The organism is Caballeronia sp. LZ016, from assembly GCF_031450805.1.
GTDB lineage: Bacteria > Pseudomonadota > Gammaproteobacteria > Burkholderiales > Burkholderiaceae > Caballeronia.
Genome location: NZ_JARTVY010000005.1, coordinates 244,531 through 261,428, shown reverse-complemented (window position 1 = coordinate 261,428; position 16,898 = coordinate 244,531). Strand labels below are relative to the sequence as shown.

The following is a 16,898-nucleotide window of genomic DNA, read 5'->3' as shown; positions in this document are numbered from 1 at the left end:
GCATCGCCATGACGAGTGTAGGCGTCAACCCGCCCAAAACTCCGGTCTCCGAAGACAGTCTCGACACTGCCGCCGCCACCCTGCCCAACGTCTGCAAGATGCCAGGGCCGCCTGCGCCTTTCGTCCCGACGCCGCTGCCTAACGTGGGTCGCTCAGCGGACCGGCTCGACGACGCGACGACGACGGTGAAGATCGAAGGCAAGAAAATCGCGATCAAGGGCAGTTCTTACAAGAGCCAGCCTTCGCCGGACGTAGCTAGCCAGGGCACCGGCGGCGGCGTGGTCTCGTCGACGACAGAGGGCAAGACGAAGTTCGTCGCGCCCGGTTCCATGAACGTGCAAGCCGAAGGGCAGAACATACAGTTGCTCGGCGATGCGATGACCAATAACGGTGGCGGTTCCGACAACTCGGGGACGTTGCCGGGCAATAACCAGCCGCCCAGTACGCCCGCGCAGATGGAACTCAACGTCGACTGCGACAAGAAGCAAAAGCAGACGAAGCATCGCTGGGGACCGTGCGAGGTCGAGCAGTTGTGCGCCATGCTCAAGGCCTATAACGAGTCGCCTCATCCGAAGGTCAAACCGGAACGCACTCCTTCCAAGCCGGCAAGCAAATTCTCTGGCTTGTCCAAAGCCGAGCAAGCCGCGCAAAACCGGGCGTTCGGCGCGTACACGGACAGCCTCGGCGACTTCAGCGACAATTTCGATGCACTGGTGGAAGAGAAGGGCAAGGATCACGAGGACGTAGCGAAACAGTTCCATAGCAAGTGTTTGCACGACAAATGGGCGGGCGATCCGCCGGAAGGCATGGGCGCGCCCACGCCGATGCCGCGCAGCAAAGCCAATGCAATGAGTCCCGATCACATGCACCCCGTCGGCCTCGGCGGACCGCTGCCGGGCAGCCTCAAGTGGGCCGATTCGAACGTGAACTCGACAGTCGGCAAGGCGATGGACAAACATAGCCCCGAGACGCACCCGGGCGGAGTCAAGGCCCATAGTTCCTGCAATTGCACAGCTTAAGGAGCAAGTCATGAACGATGACGAAATGAGGGCGATGCTCGAAGAAACACTGCGCGCCCAACGTGCAAACGCTGCCTATCGCAAGAAGCGCGCACCGACGCCAACGCCGACGCTGCGAGCGCCGGTGTCGGCCGACGATCTCGCCGCGCTCGAAAAACATTGCGCGCATATCGGGATCCCCTTGCCGCCATCGTTCCGCCAGTTTCTGCGCATCAGCGACGGCGTGCCCGGCTATATGCAGTACGTTCGCATGTCGCTTCGTTCGGCGCGGGACATAGTCGAATCGGCGGATTCGGACGAAGAGGAGTGGGATGACTACGATCCCCTGCATAAGTTCGTGATCGTGTCGGGCGATACCACTGAGTTCATCGCCTTCGACGAGCGGTCGATCGACAGCGCTGGTGAGCCTGCGGTCGTGTGGGTCGGCCTGAGCGGGGATGAGACTGCCTATGCAAATTTTGAGGACTTGCTATGGTCGCAACGAGAGTTTCAGAAGGATGTGCTCGAAGGCCACATCGCGGACCGTGGCAGCCTCCCCGACAATTGACATCACGCCTATGCCGCCGAACCCATTGATCAGCCCGAGCCCCGACCCGGCGGTTGCCATTCCGCTGGCGGAGCTGAAGCAGCATCTCGTGCTGTTCGTCGACACTCCGCCCGGGCCCAAAACGGCACGCGCGGTCTACGACTTGTATTTGAGCACCTGGGGTAACCCGTTTTGCAGCTATTGCTCGACTGCCCTCGGCAATCTGATGCAAGACTGGACGCCGGCGGCACGCTTGCGATTCGAGCAGGTCGAGTTGCCCGAGTTGCGCCGATCTCGGACATGGGGTTACGGCTTCTTTGACAACCGCGCAACCGATGCATGGCTGATGATGTTTCATGGCTACCAGCCCGCGTCCGAGCCCGGGCGGGCCAGTTTCTATCGATTCGAGTTCGACTGGGCGCTGCCTGCGGAACGGCTGCTGAAATTCACGCAGGACCTTCTCGGGATTGTTGGCTGCGTCTCCGGATATGCCGGCTACTTCTTCCAGGCGCAGGCCAACGGAGCTCTCGGAAAGTCGTCCTTCAATCAGGTGTACGCATGGGCGCGACGCTACTGGGGCGTCGAGGCCGAGGATCTCGACGTCACCGTGATGCACATGAGGGATGCCTACAAGTGCCCGAGCTGGCTGACCGTCATCGGGCAGCGGCTGGAATCGAAAGCCCCGAACGCCGTTGCGGCCGCGCAGTCTGTGGCTTACCGTTCGTCGCGCCTTCCCGGTGGCGTCATCCTGCAGGCCGGCGAGGCGCCGGAACTGGGCGATCGTCATCGGCACGAACGGCTTGCGAACTACGAAGCAATTGCTCAGGCACTTCTTCCATTGCAGGTGCGCAATCATGCCTCTTTCGGCGGTACGCGCTGGACAACGGAGACCACCAATGGCTGGCTGCACCGCTTCACTGCATCTGACGCATTCGCTGCCATGCCATGATCGTGCAGGCGCGCGTGTCAGGGCGGATGAGCTTGTGCCTGAGCGCGGCCCATCCAGCGGATGGAATTTCGAAGCCCCGTCGCTTCTGCGGTGAGAACTGCTAACGCCATCGACCTTTGCCTTCGAAGCACGCCTCGCGGCAAGTGCGAACTGCGAGTCCCGACCGCAACGGCCGGCCCACCTCATAACGACGACCGTCCGCGCGCTCGTAGTCGCGCACCTATCCCTCACCCACACCCTACCGAATCGTCTCCAGCGCTTTCGCAAACCTCCCCACCGTCCCCTCGACATCGTGGAGCTTGTCGAGACCGAACAGACCGATGCGAAACGTCTTGAAGTCTTGCGGCTCGTCGCATTGAAGCGGGACGCCAGCGGCGATCTGCACGCCGGCATCGGCGAATCTCTTGCCGGATCGGATTGCATCATCGACCGTGTAGCAGACCACGACGCCCGGCGCTTCGAAACCTTCCGCCGCCACGCTCCTGAACCCGTGATCGGCCAGCAGCGAGCGAATGCGATTGCCGAGTTCGAATTGCTCCGCTTTAACCTTGTCGAAACCGTATGCTTCGGTCTCCTTCATGACGTCGCGAAGGGTCGCAAGACTGTCCGTGGGCATGGTCGCATGATAGGCAAACCCGTTGTTCTCATAGGCCTCCATGATTTGCAGCCACTTTCGAAGGTCGCAGGCGAAGCTCGTACTCGTCGTTGCGTCGATTCTTTCGCGGGCGAGGGGACTCAGCATGACGAGGCCGCAACACGGCGATGCGCTCCATCCCTTTTGCGGCGCGCTCAGCAGCACATCGATGCCGCTCGCTTCCATGTCGACCCAGATCGCGCCCGAGGCGATGCAATCCAGCACGAACATTCCGCCGACAGCATGGACCGCATCCGATACCGCGCGCAGATACGAATCAGGCAACAGAATGCCGGACGCGGTCTCGACGTGCGGCGCGAAGACGAGATCCGGCTTTTTTTCCCTGATGGCTGCGACGACTTCCTCGAGCGGCGGCGGTGCATAAGCGGCCTGCGTGCCTTCTTCGACCGGACGCGCCTTCAGCACCGTCGATTCGGACGGAATGCCGCCCATGTCGAAAATCTGCGACCAGCGGAAACTGAACCAGCCATTGCGAATGACAAGGCACTTCTTATTCGTCGCGAATTGACGGGCAACCGCCTCCATGCCGAACGTTCCGCTACCGGGGACGATCACCGCAGACCTCGCGCGATAGACCTTCTTCAGCGAAGCGGATATGTCGCGCATGACGCCCTGAAAAAGCTGCGACATGTGATTGATCGATCGGTCGGTGAAAACGACCGAGTATTCGAGAAGTCCATCTCGGTCGACATCGGGGAGTAACGCTGGCACGGTCGCCTCCTGTAACAGATGAATAGCGGGTTCGAAAACAGATTCTAACGATAGCCAGGCGCGATCGTGGTCGAGGAGCGTCGCGTCGAAGCGAGGCATTACGTTGGCGCTTTCGCGCGGCGACTTCTTCGATGCAAGAGAATTCGTCCACGTCAGCGACCGGCGTCTCATTGACTCACTGCAATAATAAGGCCCACAACATGACGCCTGGGCGGGTTTTCCCGGGGCGTTAATCAGTTGACGCGGCTGCGGCGCTACTCTAACTTCGCATGTGATCACACATCAAACATCACGCGGTTGCGTGACCGTCCGTAGACTGCGGATGGCGCACTGCGCACTATCAGAGAGGCATATCTGTGACCGATATTGAAGCTCGCACGATCAAGAAGGTGATGACGCGGCTAGTGCCGTTTCTCATGCTTTGCTATTTCGTCGCATATCTGGACCGCGTCAATGTCGGTTTTGCGAAACTCCAGATGAATGCGGCGCTGGGTCTGAGCGATACGGTCTACGCGTTCGGCGCCGGGCTGTTCTTCATCGCCTATTTCTTTCTGGAAGTGCCGTCGAACCTCGCTCTCCATAAGTTCGGCGCGCGGCTGTGGATCGCCCGGATCATGCTGTCGTGGGGCGTCATATCGTTGCTGTTCGCGTTCATTCAGCCTATCTCGAACGCAATCGGCGTTTCGCATGAAACGACCTTCTACACGCTTCGCTTCCTGCTCGGGGTCTGCGAGGCAGGCTTTTACCCGGGCGTCATTTTCTATCTGACGCTCTGGTTTCCTGCTGTCTATCGAGCGCGAGTGGTGGCGCTCTTCATGTTGGCGATTCCGTTCTCGTCGGTGGTCGGAGCGCCCATCTCCGGCGCCTTGCTGAACATTACCGCCGCAGGCCTGCATGGCTGGCAGTGGCTGTTCATCCTGGAGGCGTTGCCCTCGATCCTGCTTGCGCTCGTTGTCGTGTTCTATCTGACGGACCGCCCGGCGCAAGCAACGTGGCTCAAGAAGGACGAGATCAGCTGGCTCGAGAACTGCATCGAGCAAGAGAAACAAAGCAAGCTCTCGGCAGGGCGTGGACATATGGGAATCAAACAGTTTCTCAGCGATCCCCGGATGCTGATCTGTTCGTTCGTCTACTTTTGCCTGAACGCTGCGAATTACGGTGTGGCGTTCTTTCTGCCGACCATCGTCAAGGGCTTCGGCGCCACTAACTTCCAGACCGGTGTGCTGGCCGCCGTGCCGTTCGTGTTCGGCGCAATCGGCATGGTGCTTCTCTGCCGCAACTCCGACCGTACACTCAAGCGCCGGGAGCACGTTGCATTCGCGCTGTTGCTGGCCGGAATAGGCGTCGGCGGGGCCGGTCTGGTCAGTGCGCCGGTTCTGGTGCTCGCGTTGCTGTGCGTCGGTCAGATCGGCTGCTCGGCCATGCCGCCTCTCCTGTGGCCCATTCCCACGGCGTTTCTTACCGGAGCGTCAGCGGCCGGTGGCATCGCCGCCATCAACTCGGTCGGGAATCTCTCGGGCTTCGTCGGCCCCTACGTAATGGGCTATTTGAAGGACATGACGGGTAACTTCACCACCGGACTGCTGGTGCTCGGCGGCTGTGCATTGGTCGGGGCGGTCGTTACGCTGTCGATCAAGCAAGCCCCCGCCGTTGAGGGGAGAGGCCTCGCGCAGCCTGAATCCACTCATTGACGGACTGTGCATCGTAATCTTTGACGATGTTCGACATGGTGCGGCAACACGGTCGCGACGAACACGCGACCGTGTTGAGAAGAGAAGGGCGGGTGCAACGCTTGGTATCCCCGAATCGACTATGGTATTGGCCACGCTGGAGGCCGCCCTATGCCGTTGGCCGATTGCGGCGAGGCGGACAGTCGGTAAGAGGGCGTTGCGTTCGTTGCTTCACGTCGATTGTGAGGCGAGCCAACGGGGATGCGATAGATGCGGCAGCGCACGCACGATCGTGCGCCCATCGCGCCGCGCAGTAGGGGCGTCACACGCTTGCCAGCATTGCGGTCGCGTCGAGGCGCTCGGCTGCGCGTGCCGGCACGGCTGTCGGTGCGGTCGGGGGCGCTGCAACGGCATAGGCTAGACCGTCGCGCGTTGCTTGTGAAGGACATACTCTGTGTTGCCAAGATGATGCCGCCGCCAAATCCATTACTGCCGGCAGGGCGCATCGAACAGGGGGCGGCGAGCTCCGTGTTTCCGGATACAACTTCGATCGGCCCCACAACGGAACGAAGCCTGCAGCACGATCGATAGATTCCCTCTCGATTTCAAGTGTCCGCACGATAAGTGCCCAACTCATAGCTTGCGAGTCGCGCGAAGCCTATCGTTCGGTGGCGTGACTTGCTGTATCTCCCCGCATCGATGCCGCAGTGCGTCTCCCGAGCCGACGCCTCCGTCGGAAGTGGACGACAACCTGAAGTTCACAACGAGCGCCGCTTAGCGCCCCATAACACTTCCAAACGTCGCTTCCCGCAATGACCAGTCTCAGTGTCTAAGCTCGAAGGGTGGCTTCGGTCTTGCTCTCAGGAACTTGGAGACTGATAGACAAGCACGACGATTCCCGAGGCGCTGGCAACGATGTAGCATGCCAGGGCGGAAGCTGACATGGGACATCGAAGCTGCAGGTCGCAAGACAACAACCGCATTCACTATTTCTTCTTTCAGTGTGGCATCCACTTCCGACTATCGAGCAATCATTGGCGAGTTTGAAGCGGCGCTGCTCAAGAAGTGCTTGATCGGGAAGCGACCGGCTGCTTGACCGTCGGGAGTAAACGGAGGGCATATGGACCTGGAATTCGAAGAGGCGCAACTACGCAAGGCTGACAAGGATGTTGCGCAAGCCGAGCAGCGAATACGCCACCAGGAAAAGATCGTCCTCGAACTTCGAACCGACGGCCACGATACCTCGCTGTCCCTCGAACTGCTGGAAACGATGCGCACGACGCTTCGAGCGATGTGCGAGCATCGCAGGCAGATCGTCGAGCACATCGACCTTATCAAGAGGGGCATTCTTTGATGCAGCAGCATGCTGCCACGTCACGCAACGAAGGGACACCGCACGGGTCGACTTTTCCGCTCACGACTGAACGTCGAGCGATAACTCGTGCGTCGGTGCCAGCAGCGCCACCGCTATTACATGTACTGTTGCTGTCGGCGGTATGGGTAAGAACTGTCACTGCTACCGAATAGCTCCACAGCCCGCCGGGCGATGACCGGGCGCACGCGCGTTCGCGTCCTGAGCGCTTCAATGGCTTTTTCGAATCGCTCGGCTGCGTCGGGAAGCTTCCGCACGGTAGCCAGGCGCTTGACGACGGAAAGATCGCGGCCGAACTGGTCATCAGCCGCGAGGTTGCAAGCCACATGGTTGGCTATCACCGAGACAGCGTTGACTACCTGATGTTGCGTCAGTAGCGACTTGCGATGTTTCTCGCAAATGGCGCGCATGGCGGCCACGGCATGGCTCGCAATTGACGCTGACTTCCCCCATTGCCCGTCGCTACGATCTTGTGCGGCCGGAATACAAGGCGGACTACTCCGCATCTTTAATCTCCGTTTCAGTTCCTGCTGCCCGTGTACATGGGCCGACGCCGGCTTGGATAGCGATTCGTGTGCCACGTCTGACGAATGGATGACCAGGCCATTGCTACGACTACGGCAGCGCGAATTGTGCTACGCGTCGCCGTCATTAGCGACAAAGAAATTGCTGGCGCGACCCACGGCATGAGCAATGCTGAACTTCTCACGCGCCAACCAACTGGGACGGTCCTTCATGAAGTGCATCGAAGCTCAACGAGCGCGGCGGGCGGCTTCAGGCCTGTTCACTGTTTTAGCCTGCGCCGGCGCGCTCGCCATGTCCGGCTGCCGCCTCATGCAGTCGGGCGCGCAAGTGTCGTCGTCGGATCAGCAGTTCATGCTCACTGCGGCGAGCGTCGGCAAGGCCGAGATCGAACTCGGTAAGCTGGCGATGGAGCGCGGTTCGTCGGCCAATGTCCGCGCGTTCGGCAGCAAGATGGTGGCCGAGCATACGCGTGTGAACGGCGAACTTTCGCAGATTGCAGACGCCAAGCATGTCCGGCTGCTTCAGGCGACGGATCCGGCCAACCACACGCTCTATTCGGAGCTATCGAATATGTCCGGTGCGGAGTTCGATCGCGAGTATGCGATCTCACAGCTCCACATTCACCGGATGGGTAACGCGCTTTATGCGAGCGAGGCGAGCGATGGCGAAGATGCCGATCTGAAAGCGTTCGCCTCGCGTGGCGTGCCGATCGGTACTGATCATCTTCAGCATGCACTGCATCTCATGCAATCCCTGTCGTCGGGCGCATCCAGGTAGTAATCAGCCGCCGCCAGCAGGCGATCGGTTTGGCTTCACGGCTGCGTGACAGAGGTCGATGGCCCATACAAACGCCATGCACGTACACGGATCGACGCGGTGCATTCGGTTATTCACAGGATGGCTAAGTATCAGTGATCCGCGCCGCGCTCTCGCGGTCGACGCGAGTGCCGATCGCCTAATTTAATAACCGACAGTTCCGGCTGCGCAGCGCCTGCACCCCCGTCCGCGATTCAATCGCCGCGCGCGCGCGTGCGCTTGCGAATCTCCGAGTCGAGAATGAGCCGACCGCGCAATTTGCCCTTCATTCGTTTTACGTAGCGCGGGGCCTCGGTCATATGAATCACCATTAATTCGCGCACCTTATCGGCATCACGAGCGCGCGCCGCTTCGGTGATCGCTTTATGGATCTTCACGTTCGCACGACCGAAGCGTTCGTGCTCGCTCTGCGGCGTATCGTTCCTGAACTCGATCAACTGCCGGATCATCTCGTTGATGAGCTCGCAGGTGAAACGCAGAAACGGATTGGGATTCGCGGCGGCCAGAATATCGTGGAAGTTCACGTCTTCCTGGCGTTGCCGCACGATGTCGCGATTGGCATGCGCCGCTGCCGGCTCGTCGCAACACGCGATATTCGCTTCGAGCGCCACAAAGTCCTCGTCGGTGAGATGCGGCACCGCGCCCGCCGCGAGTTCCGGCTCCAGCAACTGACGCACCGTATAAATGTCGTCGATGCTCACGTCCTTGAAGAACAGATAGTTCTGCAAGAGCTGCAAGGTGCGAGCGAGCGGCACCTCCACGATCGTGCCGCCGCCCGAAGGTCCGGTCGTCACCTTGATGAGCCCTTGCACTTCCAGCGACTTGAGCGCCTCGCGCGTCGTGCTCTTGCTGACTGAGAAGAGCTGCTGCAACTCGACCTCGCGGGGCAGCTTGTCGCCCGGCTTGAGATTCTTTTCCGTGATGAGCCGCTTGATCTCTTCGGCTACCAGGTCGGCGCGCTTCGGCTGCCTGATCGGCTGCTGCGCGATCTGGATTGCCGCGCCGGCGCGTTTTGCACGCTCCATCACCATGTCGATGCTCCCTCTCGCTGTCTGTTTTTCCTTGCGGGCACAGGCCGCTCCGCACACTGGAATATTGCCTTATTGACACCGGAATTTATTGTTCCTAGCATCAGGTTCATTCTATTTATCATCATAAACCCGGCGAAGCAGCCGAGGCTCGAACTTACCATGAAACATCACGCCGGGCGGCTGGCGGATCATCTTCACGAGGAGCGTCAATTTTGAATCGCCGAAACATGTTGAAGCTGGCCGCCTTGTCGGCCATTCCCGGATCGTTCGAGGCGCTTCTCGCAAAAAGCGCCTTTGCACAGGGCTCGCCGATCCAGTTCGCCTGCCCGGTCCCGATGTCCGGTCCGTTTGCGGCCAACGGCAAGTATGCCGACCTCGGCATGAAGCTCGTCATCGAGCAATACGGCAAGGTGCTCGGGCAACCGCTCGCTTATACGACGCTCGATACCGAGGGAAAACCCGCAACCGCTGTGCGGCGCGTGCAGGAGATCGCGCAGCAGAAGAACGCGCGCTATTTCGCGGGCGGAATTCTCTCATCGGAAGCGCTCGCAATGGGCAAGGAAGCGGAGAAGGCCGACGGCATCTTCATCACGACGGCAGGCGCGGACGAGCTCACCGGCAAGGACTGCAACAGCGCGACCTTCCGCTGGTCGGTGCCGACTTTCGGCGCGATCGAGCAGACGGTGCGGCCGCTGATCGAATCGATGCCCAAGGCGAAGCGCTGGTACACGATCACGCCGCAATACGTGTTCGGCGACGGCCTCCTGTCCGCCGCGAAGAATATCTTCAAGGAAAAGGGCATCGAGCATGTAGGCAACAGCTATCACTCGCTCAATGAGAAAGAGTTCAGCGGTTATCTGACCAATGCGGTCGCCGCGAAGCCGGATGTCCTTCTCATTCTCAACTTCGGCTCGCAGTCGTCGGACACGTTGCGGCAGGCCGTGAGCTTCGGCATGAAGAACAATTGCACGATCCTGATGGCATGGGCGTCGGGTCTCGAGCAGTTCGAGGCGCTCGGTCCGGATATCTGCGAAGGCGTGTACTTCGGCGCGCAGTACTGGCATGCAATCGATACACCGCTCAACCACGATCTCGTGCAGCGCGTGAAGGCCGCTTACAAGTCGAACCCGAACTACAGTCTCGCGGGATCGTACATCTGCACCAAGATTCTTCTCGATGGCATCGTGAAGGCCGGCACCGCCGAGCCGAAGAAAGTCATCGCTGCGCTGCAGGGCATGAAGTACGCGGGCCTGACCGGTCCCGAAGAGATTCGCGCGGGCGATCATCAGGTGCTGAAGAATTACTACCTGTTGAAGGGCAAGCCGAAGAGCAAGATGAAAGACAAGGACGATTACGCCGACATCGTGAGTTCGGGCCAGTCGTTCCTGCCGCTCGACAAGACGCAGTGCAAGCTGGCCTGATGCCGGCGCGCTGACGCTTCGTACTCTTGCGAATGCAGGCAAGCCCCGCATTCGCGCCGCCACTCTTCTGATGCAAGGCCATGAACGTTTATCTGTTGCAGGTCGTGAACGGCATCGGCGTGGGCATGCTGTATTTTCTGCTCGCGGTCGGTTTGTCGATCGTGTTCGGGCTGCTGCGCTTCGTGAACTTCGCGCACGGCGCGTTCTATCTGTTGGGCGCGTATTTCTGCTATCAGGCGATGCAGTGGTCGATGAGTTTCTGGACCGCGCTCGTCATCGTGCCCATCGTCGTCGGCGCGTGCGCGTGGATCGTCGAAAAGGCCGTGCTGCGGCATGTGTATGCGCAACAGCACGAGTTCCATATTCTCGCGACGGTCGGTCTCGCGCTCGTGATACAGGAGTGCGCGATCATCGCGTGGGGACCTATCGGCGATAACGTAGCCGTGCCCGGCATCCTGAACGGCGTGGTGATGTGGGGCAGCTTCATCTACCCGAAATACCGCCTCTTCGTGATCGCGTTCACGGCGGTGCTGGCCGGCATTCTATGGTGGGTGCTCGAAGGCACGCGCCTCGGCAGCGCGGTGCGCGCGGGCAGTGAATCGAGCGAGATGGTGTCCCTGCTCGGCATCAACGTGACGCGCATCTTCAGTCTCGTGTTCGCGCTCGGCGCAGGGACGGCGGCGCTCGCGGGCGTGCTCGCCGCGCCGATACGCGGCGTCGATCCGTTCATGGGCATCGAGGCGCTCGGCGTCGCATTCGTGGTCGTCGTGGTGGGCGGCATGGGCAACTTTCTCGGCGCGCTCGTCGGCGGATTGCTGGTCGGCATCGTGCAAAGCGTGATGAGCACGCTATGGCCCGAAGGCGCCCGTCTCATGATCTATGTCGCGATGGCCGCAGTGCTGCTGCTGCGCCCGAACGGATTGCTCGGGAGGACCGCGTGAATTCCAAGCTCGATTCAAAGACATTGGACGTGGGCATGCCCCAGCGATCCCTCAGGCATTCGCTGCATCGATACCGCTTTCTGTTGCTCGCCGCGATCGCCGTCTGCATCCTGCCGACGACGATGCGTTCAGGATCGCTCGCAACGGAAGTGCTCGTCTATGCGCTCGCCGCGCTCGGCTGCAATCTGCTGCTCGGGCATACCGGCCTGCTGTCATTCGGGCAGGGCATTTTCTTCGGACTCGGCAGCTACAGCGCCGGCCTGATCTTGACGAAGTCAGGGCTGCAAGTGCCGGTTGCGCTGCTCGGGGCGGTCGTGGCGGGCGCGGTCGCGGCGGCGATCGTCGGATGGTTCTCGATTCGTCAGCGCGGCGCGTACTTCGTGATGCTCACGCTGGCGTTCGGGCAGATGTTCTACTTTCTCGCCTACACGACACCCGATCTCACCGGCGGCGACAACGGCCTGCTGGATATTCCGCGTCCGGCGCTGTCGATCCTGGGGCAGCCGCTCGTATCGATCGCATCGCCGTGGCAATACTATGCGTTCGTCGCGGTGCTATTCCTGATCGCGTTCTGGCTGATGCTGCGCGTGTCGCATTCGGTCTTCGGCCGCACCTTGCTCGCGATCCGCGACAACGAAGCGCGCGCCGCGGCCGTGGGCTACGATGTCCGGCGCTTCAAGCTCGCTGCGTTCGTGGTGTCGGGCGCGGTCACGGGACTGGCCGGCGCGCTTCACGCGATGATGACCGGCATCGCGCCGCTATCGAACATCGACTATCACACGAGCGAGATGATCCTCGTGATGACGGTGATCGGCGGCACGGGCAACCTCTTTTCCTCCGTGCTCGGCGCAGCGTTTTACGTGTTGTTCGCCGACTGGCTCTCGACGCTCTGGCCGCGCTGGCTGCTGCTGCTCGGGCTCGTGCTGATTGCCGTGAGCCTCTTCATGCAGCGCGGGCTGTGGGGGCTGGGTGAACGCATCTGGCGCGCGGTGAGACGCAATGAAGGAGAGCCGGCATGAGCGCCTCGATACTGGAAGCGAAGGGTGTGGCGAAACGCTACGGCAAGTTCTCGGCGCTGACCGACGTGAACCTGCGCATCGCGAAGAATACGGTGCATTCGGTGATCGGCCCGAACGGCGCGGGCAAGACCACGCTCTTTCACGTGCTGACGGGCACCGTGCCCATCACGGCGGGCAACATCGTGTTCGATGGTCACGATGTGACGCATGAGCCGGATCATCGTCGTGTGAAGCGGGGCATCGCGCGATCGTTTCAGGTCACGAGCCTCTTCACGAATCTCTCCGTGCGCGAAAACCTGCGCCTCGCCGCGCAAGGCGTCGACTCGAAGCGCGCGCTCAATGCATGGACGCCGCCGCGCGGCGCGCTGGAACATCGCGATACGGTCGATGGCATTCTCGAGCGGCTTGCGCTGCAACGCTTTGCATCGACGCAGGCGAGCGGGCTGTCGCACGGTCAGCAGCGGCGTCTCGAAGTAGGCATGGCGCTCGCCGCACGGCCCAAGGCGATTTTTCTCGACGAGCCGACCTCGGGCATGGGCATCGACGACCTCGACGACATGAAGCATCTGATCCGCAGCCTGCGCGACGACTATACGGTCGTGCTGATCGAGCACAACATGGATATCGTGATGGACATCTCCGACACGATCACCGTCATGCAGCAAGGGCGGGTGCTGGTGGAAGGCGAGCCGGCTTGCATTCGCGGCGACGAACGCGTACGCAGCGCGTATCTCGGCAACATGATCACCGGAGGCCGCGTATGACGCTTGTTGTCGATAACATCCACGGCTATTACGGCAAGAGCCATATTCTTCAGGGCGTATCGCTCAAGATCGGCGAGGGTGAGACGGTCACGCTGCTCGGGCGCAATGGCGCCGGCAAGTCCACGACGCTCAAGAGTATCGCGGGCATCGTGACACCGCAGCGAGGCAGCGTGACATTCGCGGGCGCGGCCCTCGCGAAGCTCCCGCCTCACAGAATCGCTGCGCGCGGCGTCTGCTTCGTGCCGGAGCATCGCGGCATCTTCAGGTTGCTCTCGGTCGAAGAGAATCTTCGGCTCGGCGCGCGCAAGGGCTCGCCCTGGCAACTGTCCGATATCTATCGCATCTTCCCGCGTTTGAAAGAGCGGCGCACGAACGGCGGCGGTCAGCTCTCCGGCGGCGAGCAACAGATGCTCGCAATCGGCCGCGCGCTGATGAATCATCCGCGCCTGCTCATGCTCGACGAACCGGTGGAAGGGCTCGCGCCTGTGATCGTCGAAGAGATCGTCGCGCAACTGAAGCTGATTCGCGAGGCAGGCGTGGCGATCCTGCTCGTCGAACAGAACCTCGAAGTATGCACGCAGCTCGCGGATCGTCATTACATCATCGAGCAAGGGCGCATCGTGTACGAAGGGGCGAACGATGCCTTCATCGCCGATGAATCCATCAAGGACAGATATCTCGGTGTGGGCGTCGTCTGACGCCATGCCCGCCATCACCTAGCGAAGGAATCTCGAATGCAAGCTCACGATATGCCGGCCCATGCCGGCTTGCGCATCGACGGTGCGCGTCTCTGGAACAGCCTGATGGAGCTGGCGAGAATCGGTGCGACGGAGAAAGGCGGCGTGTGCCGCCTCGCGCTCACCGAGCTCGACAAGCAAGGCCGCGATCTCTTCGTCGCGTGGGCGAAGGAAACCGGCTGCACGGTGCGCGTCGATGCGATCGGCAATATCTTCGCGCGACGTGCAGGCACGCGCGACGATCTGCCGCCTGTCGTGACGGGCAGCCATATCGACACGCAGCCGACCGGCGGCAAGTTCGACGGCAACTACGGCGTACTGGCCGGCCTCGAAGTATTGCGCACGTTAAACGACAACGACGTGCGCACGGCCGCGCCGCTCGAAGTCGCCGTATGGACGAACGAGGAAGGCTCGCGTTTCGTACCGGTGATGATGGGCTCGGGCGTGTTCGCGGGCGCGTTCACGCTTGAACATGCGCTCGCGCAGATGGATCGCGAAGGCGTGTCGGTGCGCGATGCGCTCGCGTCGATCGGCTATGCGGGCGAGCGCGTCGCGGCGCATCCTGTGGGCGCGTATTTCGAGGCGCATATCGAGCAGGGACCGGTGCTCGACGCGCACGATAAGGTGATCGGTGTCGTTCAGGCCGCGCTTGGCCAGCGCTGGTACGACGTCACCATCGACGGCATGGAAGCGCATGCGGGTCCGACGCCGATGGAACTGCGCCGCGATGCGTTGCTGGTCGCCGCCGATCTGATCCGCGTGGTCAACCGCATCGCGCTCGATCATGCCCCGCATGGGCGGGGCACGGTCGGCTGGGTGGACGTGCATCCCAACTCGCGCAACGTCATTCCCGGGCGCGTGAAGCTGACCGTCGACCTGCGCGCCGCCGACGACGCCACATTGCTCGCGATGGACCGCGCCTTGCGCGACGCGTGCGCGCAAGCGAGCCTGCCTGTGACGGTAGACGAGGTTGTCTACTTCGCGCCGCAACCGTTCGCTGACACGCTGGTGGCTTCGGTGCGCGAAAGCGCGGACGCGCTCGGCTTCACGTCGATGAACGTGGTGAGCGGCGCGGGACATGACGCCGTGTATCTCGCACGCGTGGCGCCGGCCGCGATGATCTTCGTCCCGTGCAAGGACGGCATCAGTCACAACGAGATCGAGGATGCACGCGCCGATCATCTCGAGGCCGGCTGCAACGTGCTTCTGCGCGCGATGCTGCGCGCGGCCAATGCAGTGGAAGGAGACGCCGCATGAAGATTCTCATCGCGCGGATGAATCACGAGACCAACACGTTCTCGCCGGTCGCGACGCCGCTCGAAGCGTTCGGGCGCGACGGTCCCTGTTATGGCGACGACGCGTATCGCGAGAATGCGGGCATGCGGACCGCGATGTCCGCGTTCATCGATGCCGCGACGCGCGAAGGGGCCGAGATCGTCACGCCGATATCGGCATCGGCGAATCCGAGCGGGCGTGTTGCCGCTGCCGCTTATGACGCGATCTGCCAGGCGATCGTCGATGCAGCCGAAGGGTGCGACGCGGTGATGCTCGACCTGCATGGCGCGATGGTCGCGGAGAACTCTCCCGATGGCGAAGGCGATTTGCTGGAACGCGTACGCGCTGTGCTGCCGCATGCGCCGATCGCGGTATCGCTCGATCTGCACGCGAACGTGACGCAGAAAATGATCGACAACGCGAATGTGATCACGAGCTTCAAGACGTATCCGCACGTCGATATGTATGAAAGCGGCGAGCATGCGGCGCGGCTCCTGCTCGATCTCGTTCATGGAAGAAGCAACCCCGTGATCGCATGGGCGCAACCGCCGCTGCTCACGCACACGCTCAGAAGCTCGACGGCCGATGGCGCGATGAAGCGCGCCGTCGATGCCGCGCGGGCAGCCGAGCGCGAGGACGGCGTGCTGGCCGTGTCGGTACTGTCGGGCTTCTCGCTTGCCGATATCGCCGCGCCTTGCATCAGCGTCGTCGTCGTGGCGGATGGCGCGCGCGCGAAGGCGCAGGAGGTCGCCGACCGTATCGCGCGGCAGATTTGGAACGAGCGCGACGCATTCGTGTATCACAGTGCGCCGCTTGCGCAGTCGATCGGCGAAGGCGCCGCGCTCGCGCGTGAAACCGACAAGCCTGTGCTGTTGCTCGATCACGGTGACAACTGCATGTCGGGCGGAACCTGCGACACGACCGATGCATTCGAAGAAGCGCTAAGGCAAGGTCTCGATCGCATCGTCGTCGGGCCGTTGTGCGATCCCGAAGCGGTGGAGAAGCTCTTCGAAGCGGGCGAGGGCGCGACGATCACGCTCGGCATCGGCAACAAGCTCGCAAGCGTCGCATCGCTCGGCAAGCCGCCGTTCGAAGTGACCGGCATCGTGCGCGCGCTGACCAATGGCGAGTACATCATCAGCGGCCCGACCTACACCGGACAACGCGCCTACATGGGCCGCGCCGCCGTGCTGGAAACGCCGGTGGCGCGCATCCTACTGACCGAGCGGACACACGAACCGTGGGACCTGGGCGTGTTCGAGAGCGTCGGCATCGATCCGCGTGGCGCGAAGTTTCTGATACTCAAGTCGCGCATGTACTGCCGCCCGGTTTTCGTGCCGATTTCGGGTGGTCTCGTCGAATGCGATAGCCGTGGGGTCACGAGCTCCGACTATGGCCTTTTCCCGTTCGAAAACCTGAAGCGGCCCGTCTATCCGCTGGATTCGGGCATCGAGTATTGAGCGAACT

The 16,898-nt window shown here is 61.7% G+C and carries 16 protein-coding genes; 13 read left to right on the top strand and 3 right to left on the bottom strand.

The annotated features are described in order from the left end of the window. The first annotated feature begins 8 nt into the window (after window positions 1–8). From P9220_RS24985 to P9220_RS24975, 3 genes are read left to right on the top strand one after another with little or no spacing between them, the layout of a single operon-like run. Window positions 9–1,019: a PAAR-like domain-containing protein gene (locus P9220_RS24985; protein WP_309768534.1), complete on the top strand. Its 1,011-nt coding sequence runs from the start codon at window positions 9–11 to the stop codon at window positions 1,017–1,019. A gap of 10 nt (window positions 1,020–1,029) precedes the next feature. Further along, window positions 1,030–1,566 (top strand): SMI1/KNR4 family protein, encoded by a 537-nt coding sequence (locus P9220_RS24980; protein ID WP_309768533.1) that lies wholly within the window; start codon window positions 1,030–1,032, stop codon window positions 1,564–1,566. 10 nt (window positions 1,567–1,576) lie between these two features. Continuing rightward, window positions 1,577–2,494 carry a type VI immunity family protein gene (locus P9220_RS24975; protein WP_309768532.1) on the top strand — a complete coding sequence of 306 codons (918 nt, stop codon included), beginning with the start codon at window positions 1,577–1,579 and terminating at the stop codon, window positions 2,492–2,494. A 238-nt stretch (window positions 2,495–2,732) separates the two neighbouring features. Here P9220_RS24975 and P9220_RS24970 read toward each other — a convergent pair whose 3' ends face one another. Beyond that, entirely contained in the window at window positions 2,733–3,860 is a 1,128-nt protein-coding gene (locus P9220_RS24970; protein WP_309768531.1) for an alanine--glyoxylate aminotransferase family protein, read from the bottom strand. A gap of 392 nt (window positions 3,861–4,252) precedes the next feature. On the opposite strand from P9220_RS24970, the gene P9220_RS24965 reads away from it, so the two are divergent. Together P9220_RS24965 and P9220_RS24960 are read left to right on the top strand one after the other, a co-directional pair. Next, complete coding sequence (locus tag P9220_RS24965) at window positions 4,253–5,551, top strand: MFS transporter (protein ID WP_404980239.1); 1,299 nt, start codon at window positions 4,253–4,255, stop codon at window positions 5,549–5,551. A 1,099-nt stretch (window positions 5,552–6,650) separates the two neighbouring features. Then, window positions 6,651–6,884, top strand: coding sequence for a hypothetical protein (locus P9220_RS24960; RefSeq protein ID WP_309768529.1), 234 nt, complete (start codon window positions 6,651–6,653; stop codon window positions 6,882–6,884). Between the two features lie 116 nt (window positions 6,885–7,000). On the opposite strand, the gene P9220_RS24955 is transcribed toward P9220_RS24960, so the two are convergent. Further along, window positions 7,001–7,321, bottom strand: coding sequence for a hypothetical protein (locus P9220_RS24955; RefSeq protein ID WP_309768528.1), 321 nt, complete (start codon window positions 7,319–7,321; stop codon window positions 7,001–7,003). A gap of 397 nt (window positions 7,322–7,718) precedes the next feature. Here P9220_RS24955 and P9220_RS24950 point away from each other — a divergent pair, with 397 nt between their 5' ends. Continuing rightward, the gene (locus P9220_RS24950) at window positions 7,719–8,204 is read left to right on the top strand and encodes a DUF4142 domain-containing protein (protein WP_309768527.1); all 486 of its coding nucleotides are present in this window, start codon (window positions 7,719–7,721) and stop codon (window positions 8,202–8,204) included. 233 nt (window positions 8,205–8,437) lie between these two features. On the opposite strand, the gene P9220_RS24945 is transcribed toward P9220_RS24950, so the two are convergent. Beyond that, entirely contained in the window at window positions 8,438–9,274 is an 837-nt protein-coding gene (locus tag P9220_RS24945) for an FCD domain-containing protein (protein ID WP_309768526.1), read from the bottom strand. A 212-nt stretch (window positions 9,275–9,486) separates the two neighbouring features. Here P9220_RS24945 and P9220_RS24940 point away from each other — a divergent pair, with 212 nt between their 5' ends. The 7 genes from P9220_RS24940 (at window position 9,487) to P9220_RS24910 (ending at window position 16,891) form a co-directional block, all read left to right on the top strand. Further along, complete coding sequence (locus P9220_RS24940; RefSeq protein ID WP_309768525.1) at window positions 9,487–10,695, top strand: ABC transporter substrate-binding protein; 1,209 nt, start codon at window positions 9,487–9,489, stop codon at window positions 10,693–10,695. An 80-nt stretch (window positions 10,696–10,775) separates the two neighbouring features. After that, on the top strand, window positions 10,776–11,636 hold the full coding sequence (locus P9220_RS24935) for a branched-chain amino acid ABC transporter permease (RefSeq protein WP_309768524.1): 861 nt from the start codon (window positions 10,776–10,778) through the stop codon (window positions 11,634–11,636). A gap of 35 nt (window positions 11,637–11,671) precedes the next feature. After that, window positions 11,672–12,655 carry a branched-chain amino acid ABC transporter permease gene (locus tag P9220_RS24930; RefSeq protein WP_309768523.1) on the top strand — a complete coding sequence of 328 codons (984 nt, stop codon included), beginning with the start codon at window positions 11,672–11,674 and terminating at the stop codon, window positions 12,653–12,655. Further along, window positions 12,652–13,419 (top strand): ABC transporter ATP-binding protein, encoded by a 768-nt coding sequence (locus tag P9220_RS24925; RefSeq protein ID WP_309768522.1) that lies wholly within the window; start codon window positions 12,652–12,654, stop codon window positions 13,417–13,419. The genes P9220_RS24930 and P9220_RS24925 overlap by 4 nt, the downstream gene beginning before the upstream one ends. Further along, complete coding sequence (locus tag P9220_RS24920) at window positions 13,416–14,117, top strand: ABC transporter ATP-binding protein (RefSeq protein WP_309768521.1); 702 nt, start codon at window positions 13,416–13,418, stop codon at window positions 14,115–14,117. Before P9220_RS24925 ends, P9220_RS24920 begins: the two co-directional genes overlap by 4 nt. A gap of 36 nt (window positions 14,118–14,153) precedes the next feature. Then, window positions 14,154–15,413 carry a Zn-dependent hydrolase gene (locus tag P9220_RS24915; RefSeq protein WP_309768520.1) on the top strand — a complete coding sequence of 420 codons (1,260 nt, stop codon included), beginning with the start codon at window positions 14,154–14,156 and terminating at the stop codon, window positions 15,411–15,413. Continuing rightward, the gene (locus P9220_RS24910) at window positions 15,410–16,891 is read left to right on the top strand and encodes a M81 family metallopeptidase (RefSeq protein ID WP_309768519.1); all 1,482 of its coding nucleotides are present in this window, start codon (window positions 15,410–15,412) and stop codon (window positions 16,889–16,891) included. The genes P9220_RS24915 and P9220_RS24910 overlap by 4 nt, the downstream gene beginning before the upstream one ends. The last annotated feature ends 7 nt before the right edge of the window (window positions 16,892–16,898 follow it).

Coding starts and splice junctions, on each gene's coding strand:
- P9220_RS24985 (WP_309768534.1), top strand. CDS start 9: ATGACGAGTGTAGGCGTCAACCCGCCCAAAACTCCGGTCTCCGAAGAC.
- P9220_RS24980 (WP_309768533.1), top strand. CDS start 1,030: ATGAACGATGACGAAATGAGGGCGATGCTCGAAGAAACACTGCGCGCC.
- P9220_RS24975 (WP_309768532.1), top strand. CDS start 1,577: ATGCCGCCGAACCCATTGATCAGCCCGAGCCCCGACCCGGCGGTTGCC.
- P9220_RS24965 (WP_404980239.1), top strand. CDS start 4,253: ATGACGCGGCTAGTGCCGTTTCTCATGCTTTGCTATTTCGTCGCATAT.
- P9220_RS24960 (WP_309768529.1), top strand. CDS start 6,651: ATGGACCTGGAATTCGAAGAGGCGCAACTACGCAAGGCTGACAAGGAT.
- P9220_RS24950 (WP_309768527.1), top strand. CDS start 7,719: ATGTCCGGCTGCCGCCTCATGCAGTCGGGCGCGCAAGTGTCGTCGTCG.
- P9220_RS24945 (WP_309768526.1), bottom strand. CDS start 9,274: ATGGTGATGGAGCGTGCAAAACGCGCCGGCGCGGCAATCCAGATCGCG.
- P9220_RS24935 (WP_309768524.1), top strand. CDS start 10,776: ATGAACGTTTATCTGTTGCAGGTCGTGAACGGCATCGGCGTGGGCATG.
- P9220_RS24930 (WP_309768523.1), top strand. CDS start 11,672: ATGCCCCAGCGATCCCTCAGGCATTCGCTGCATCGATACCGCTTTCTG.
- P9220_RS24925 (WP_309768522.1), top strand. CDS start 12,652: ATGAGCGCCTCGATACTGGAAGCGAAGGGTGTGGCGAAACGCTACGGC.
- P9220_RS24920 (WP_309768521.1), top strand. CDS start 13,416: ATGACGCTTGTTGTCGATAACATCCACGGCTATTACGGCAAGAGCCAT.
- P9220_RS24915 (WP_309768520.1), top strand. CDS start 14,154: ATGCAAGCTCACGATATGCCGGCCCATGCCGGCTTGCGCATCGACGGT.
- P9220_RS24910 (WP_309768519.1), top strand. CDS start 15,410: ATGAAGATTCTCATCGCGCGGATGAATCACGAGACCAACACGTTCTCG.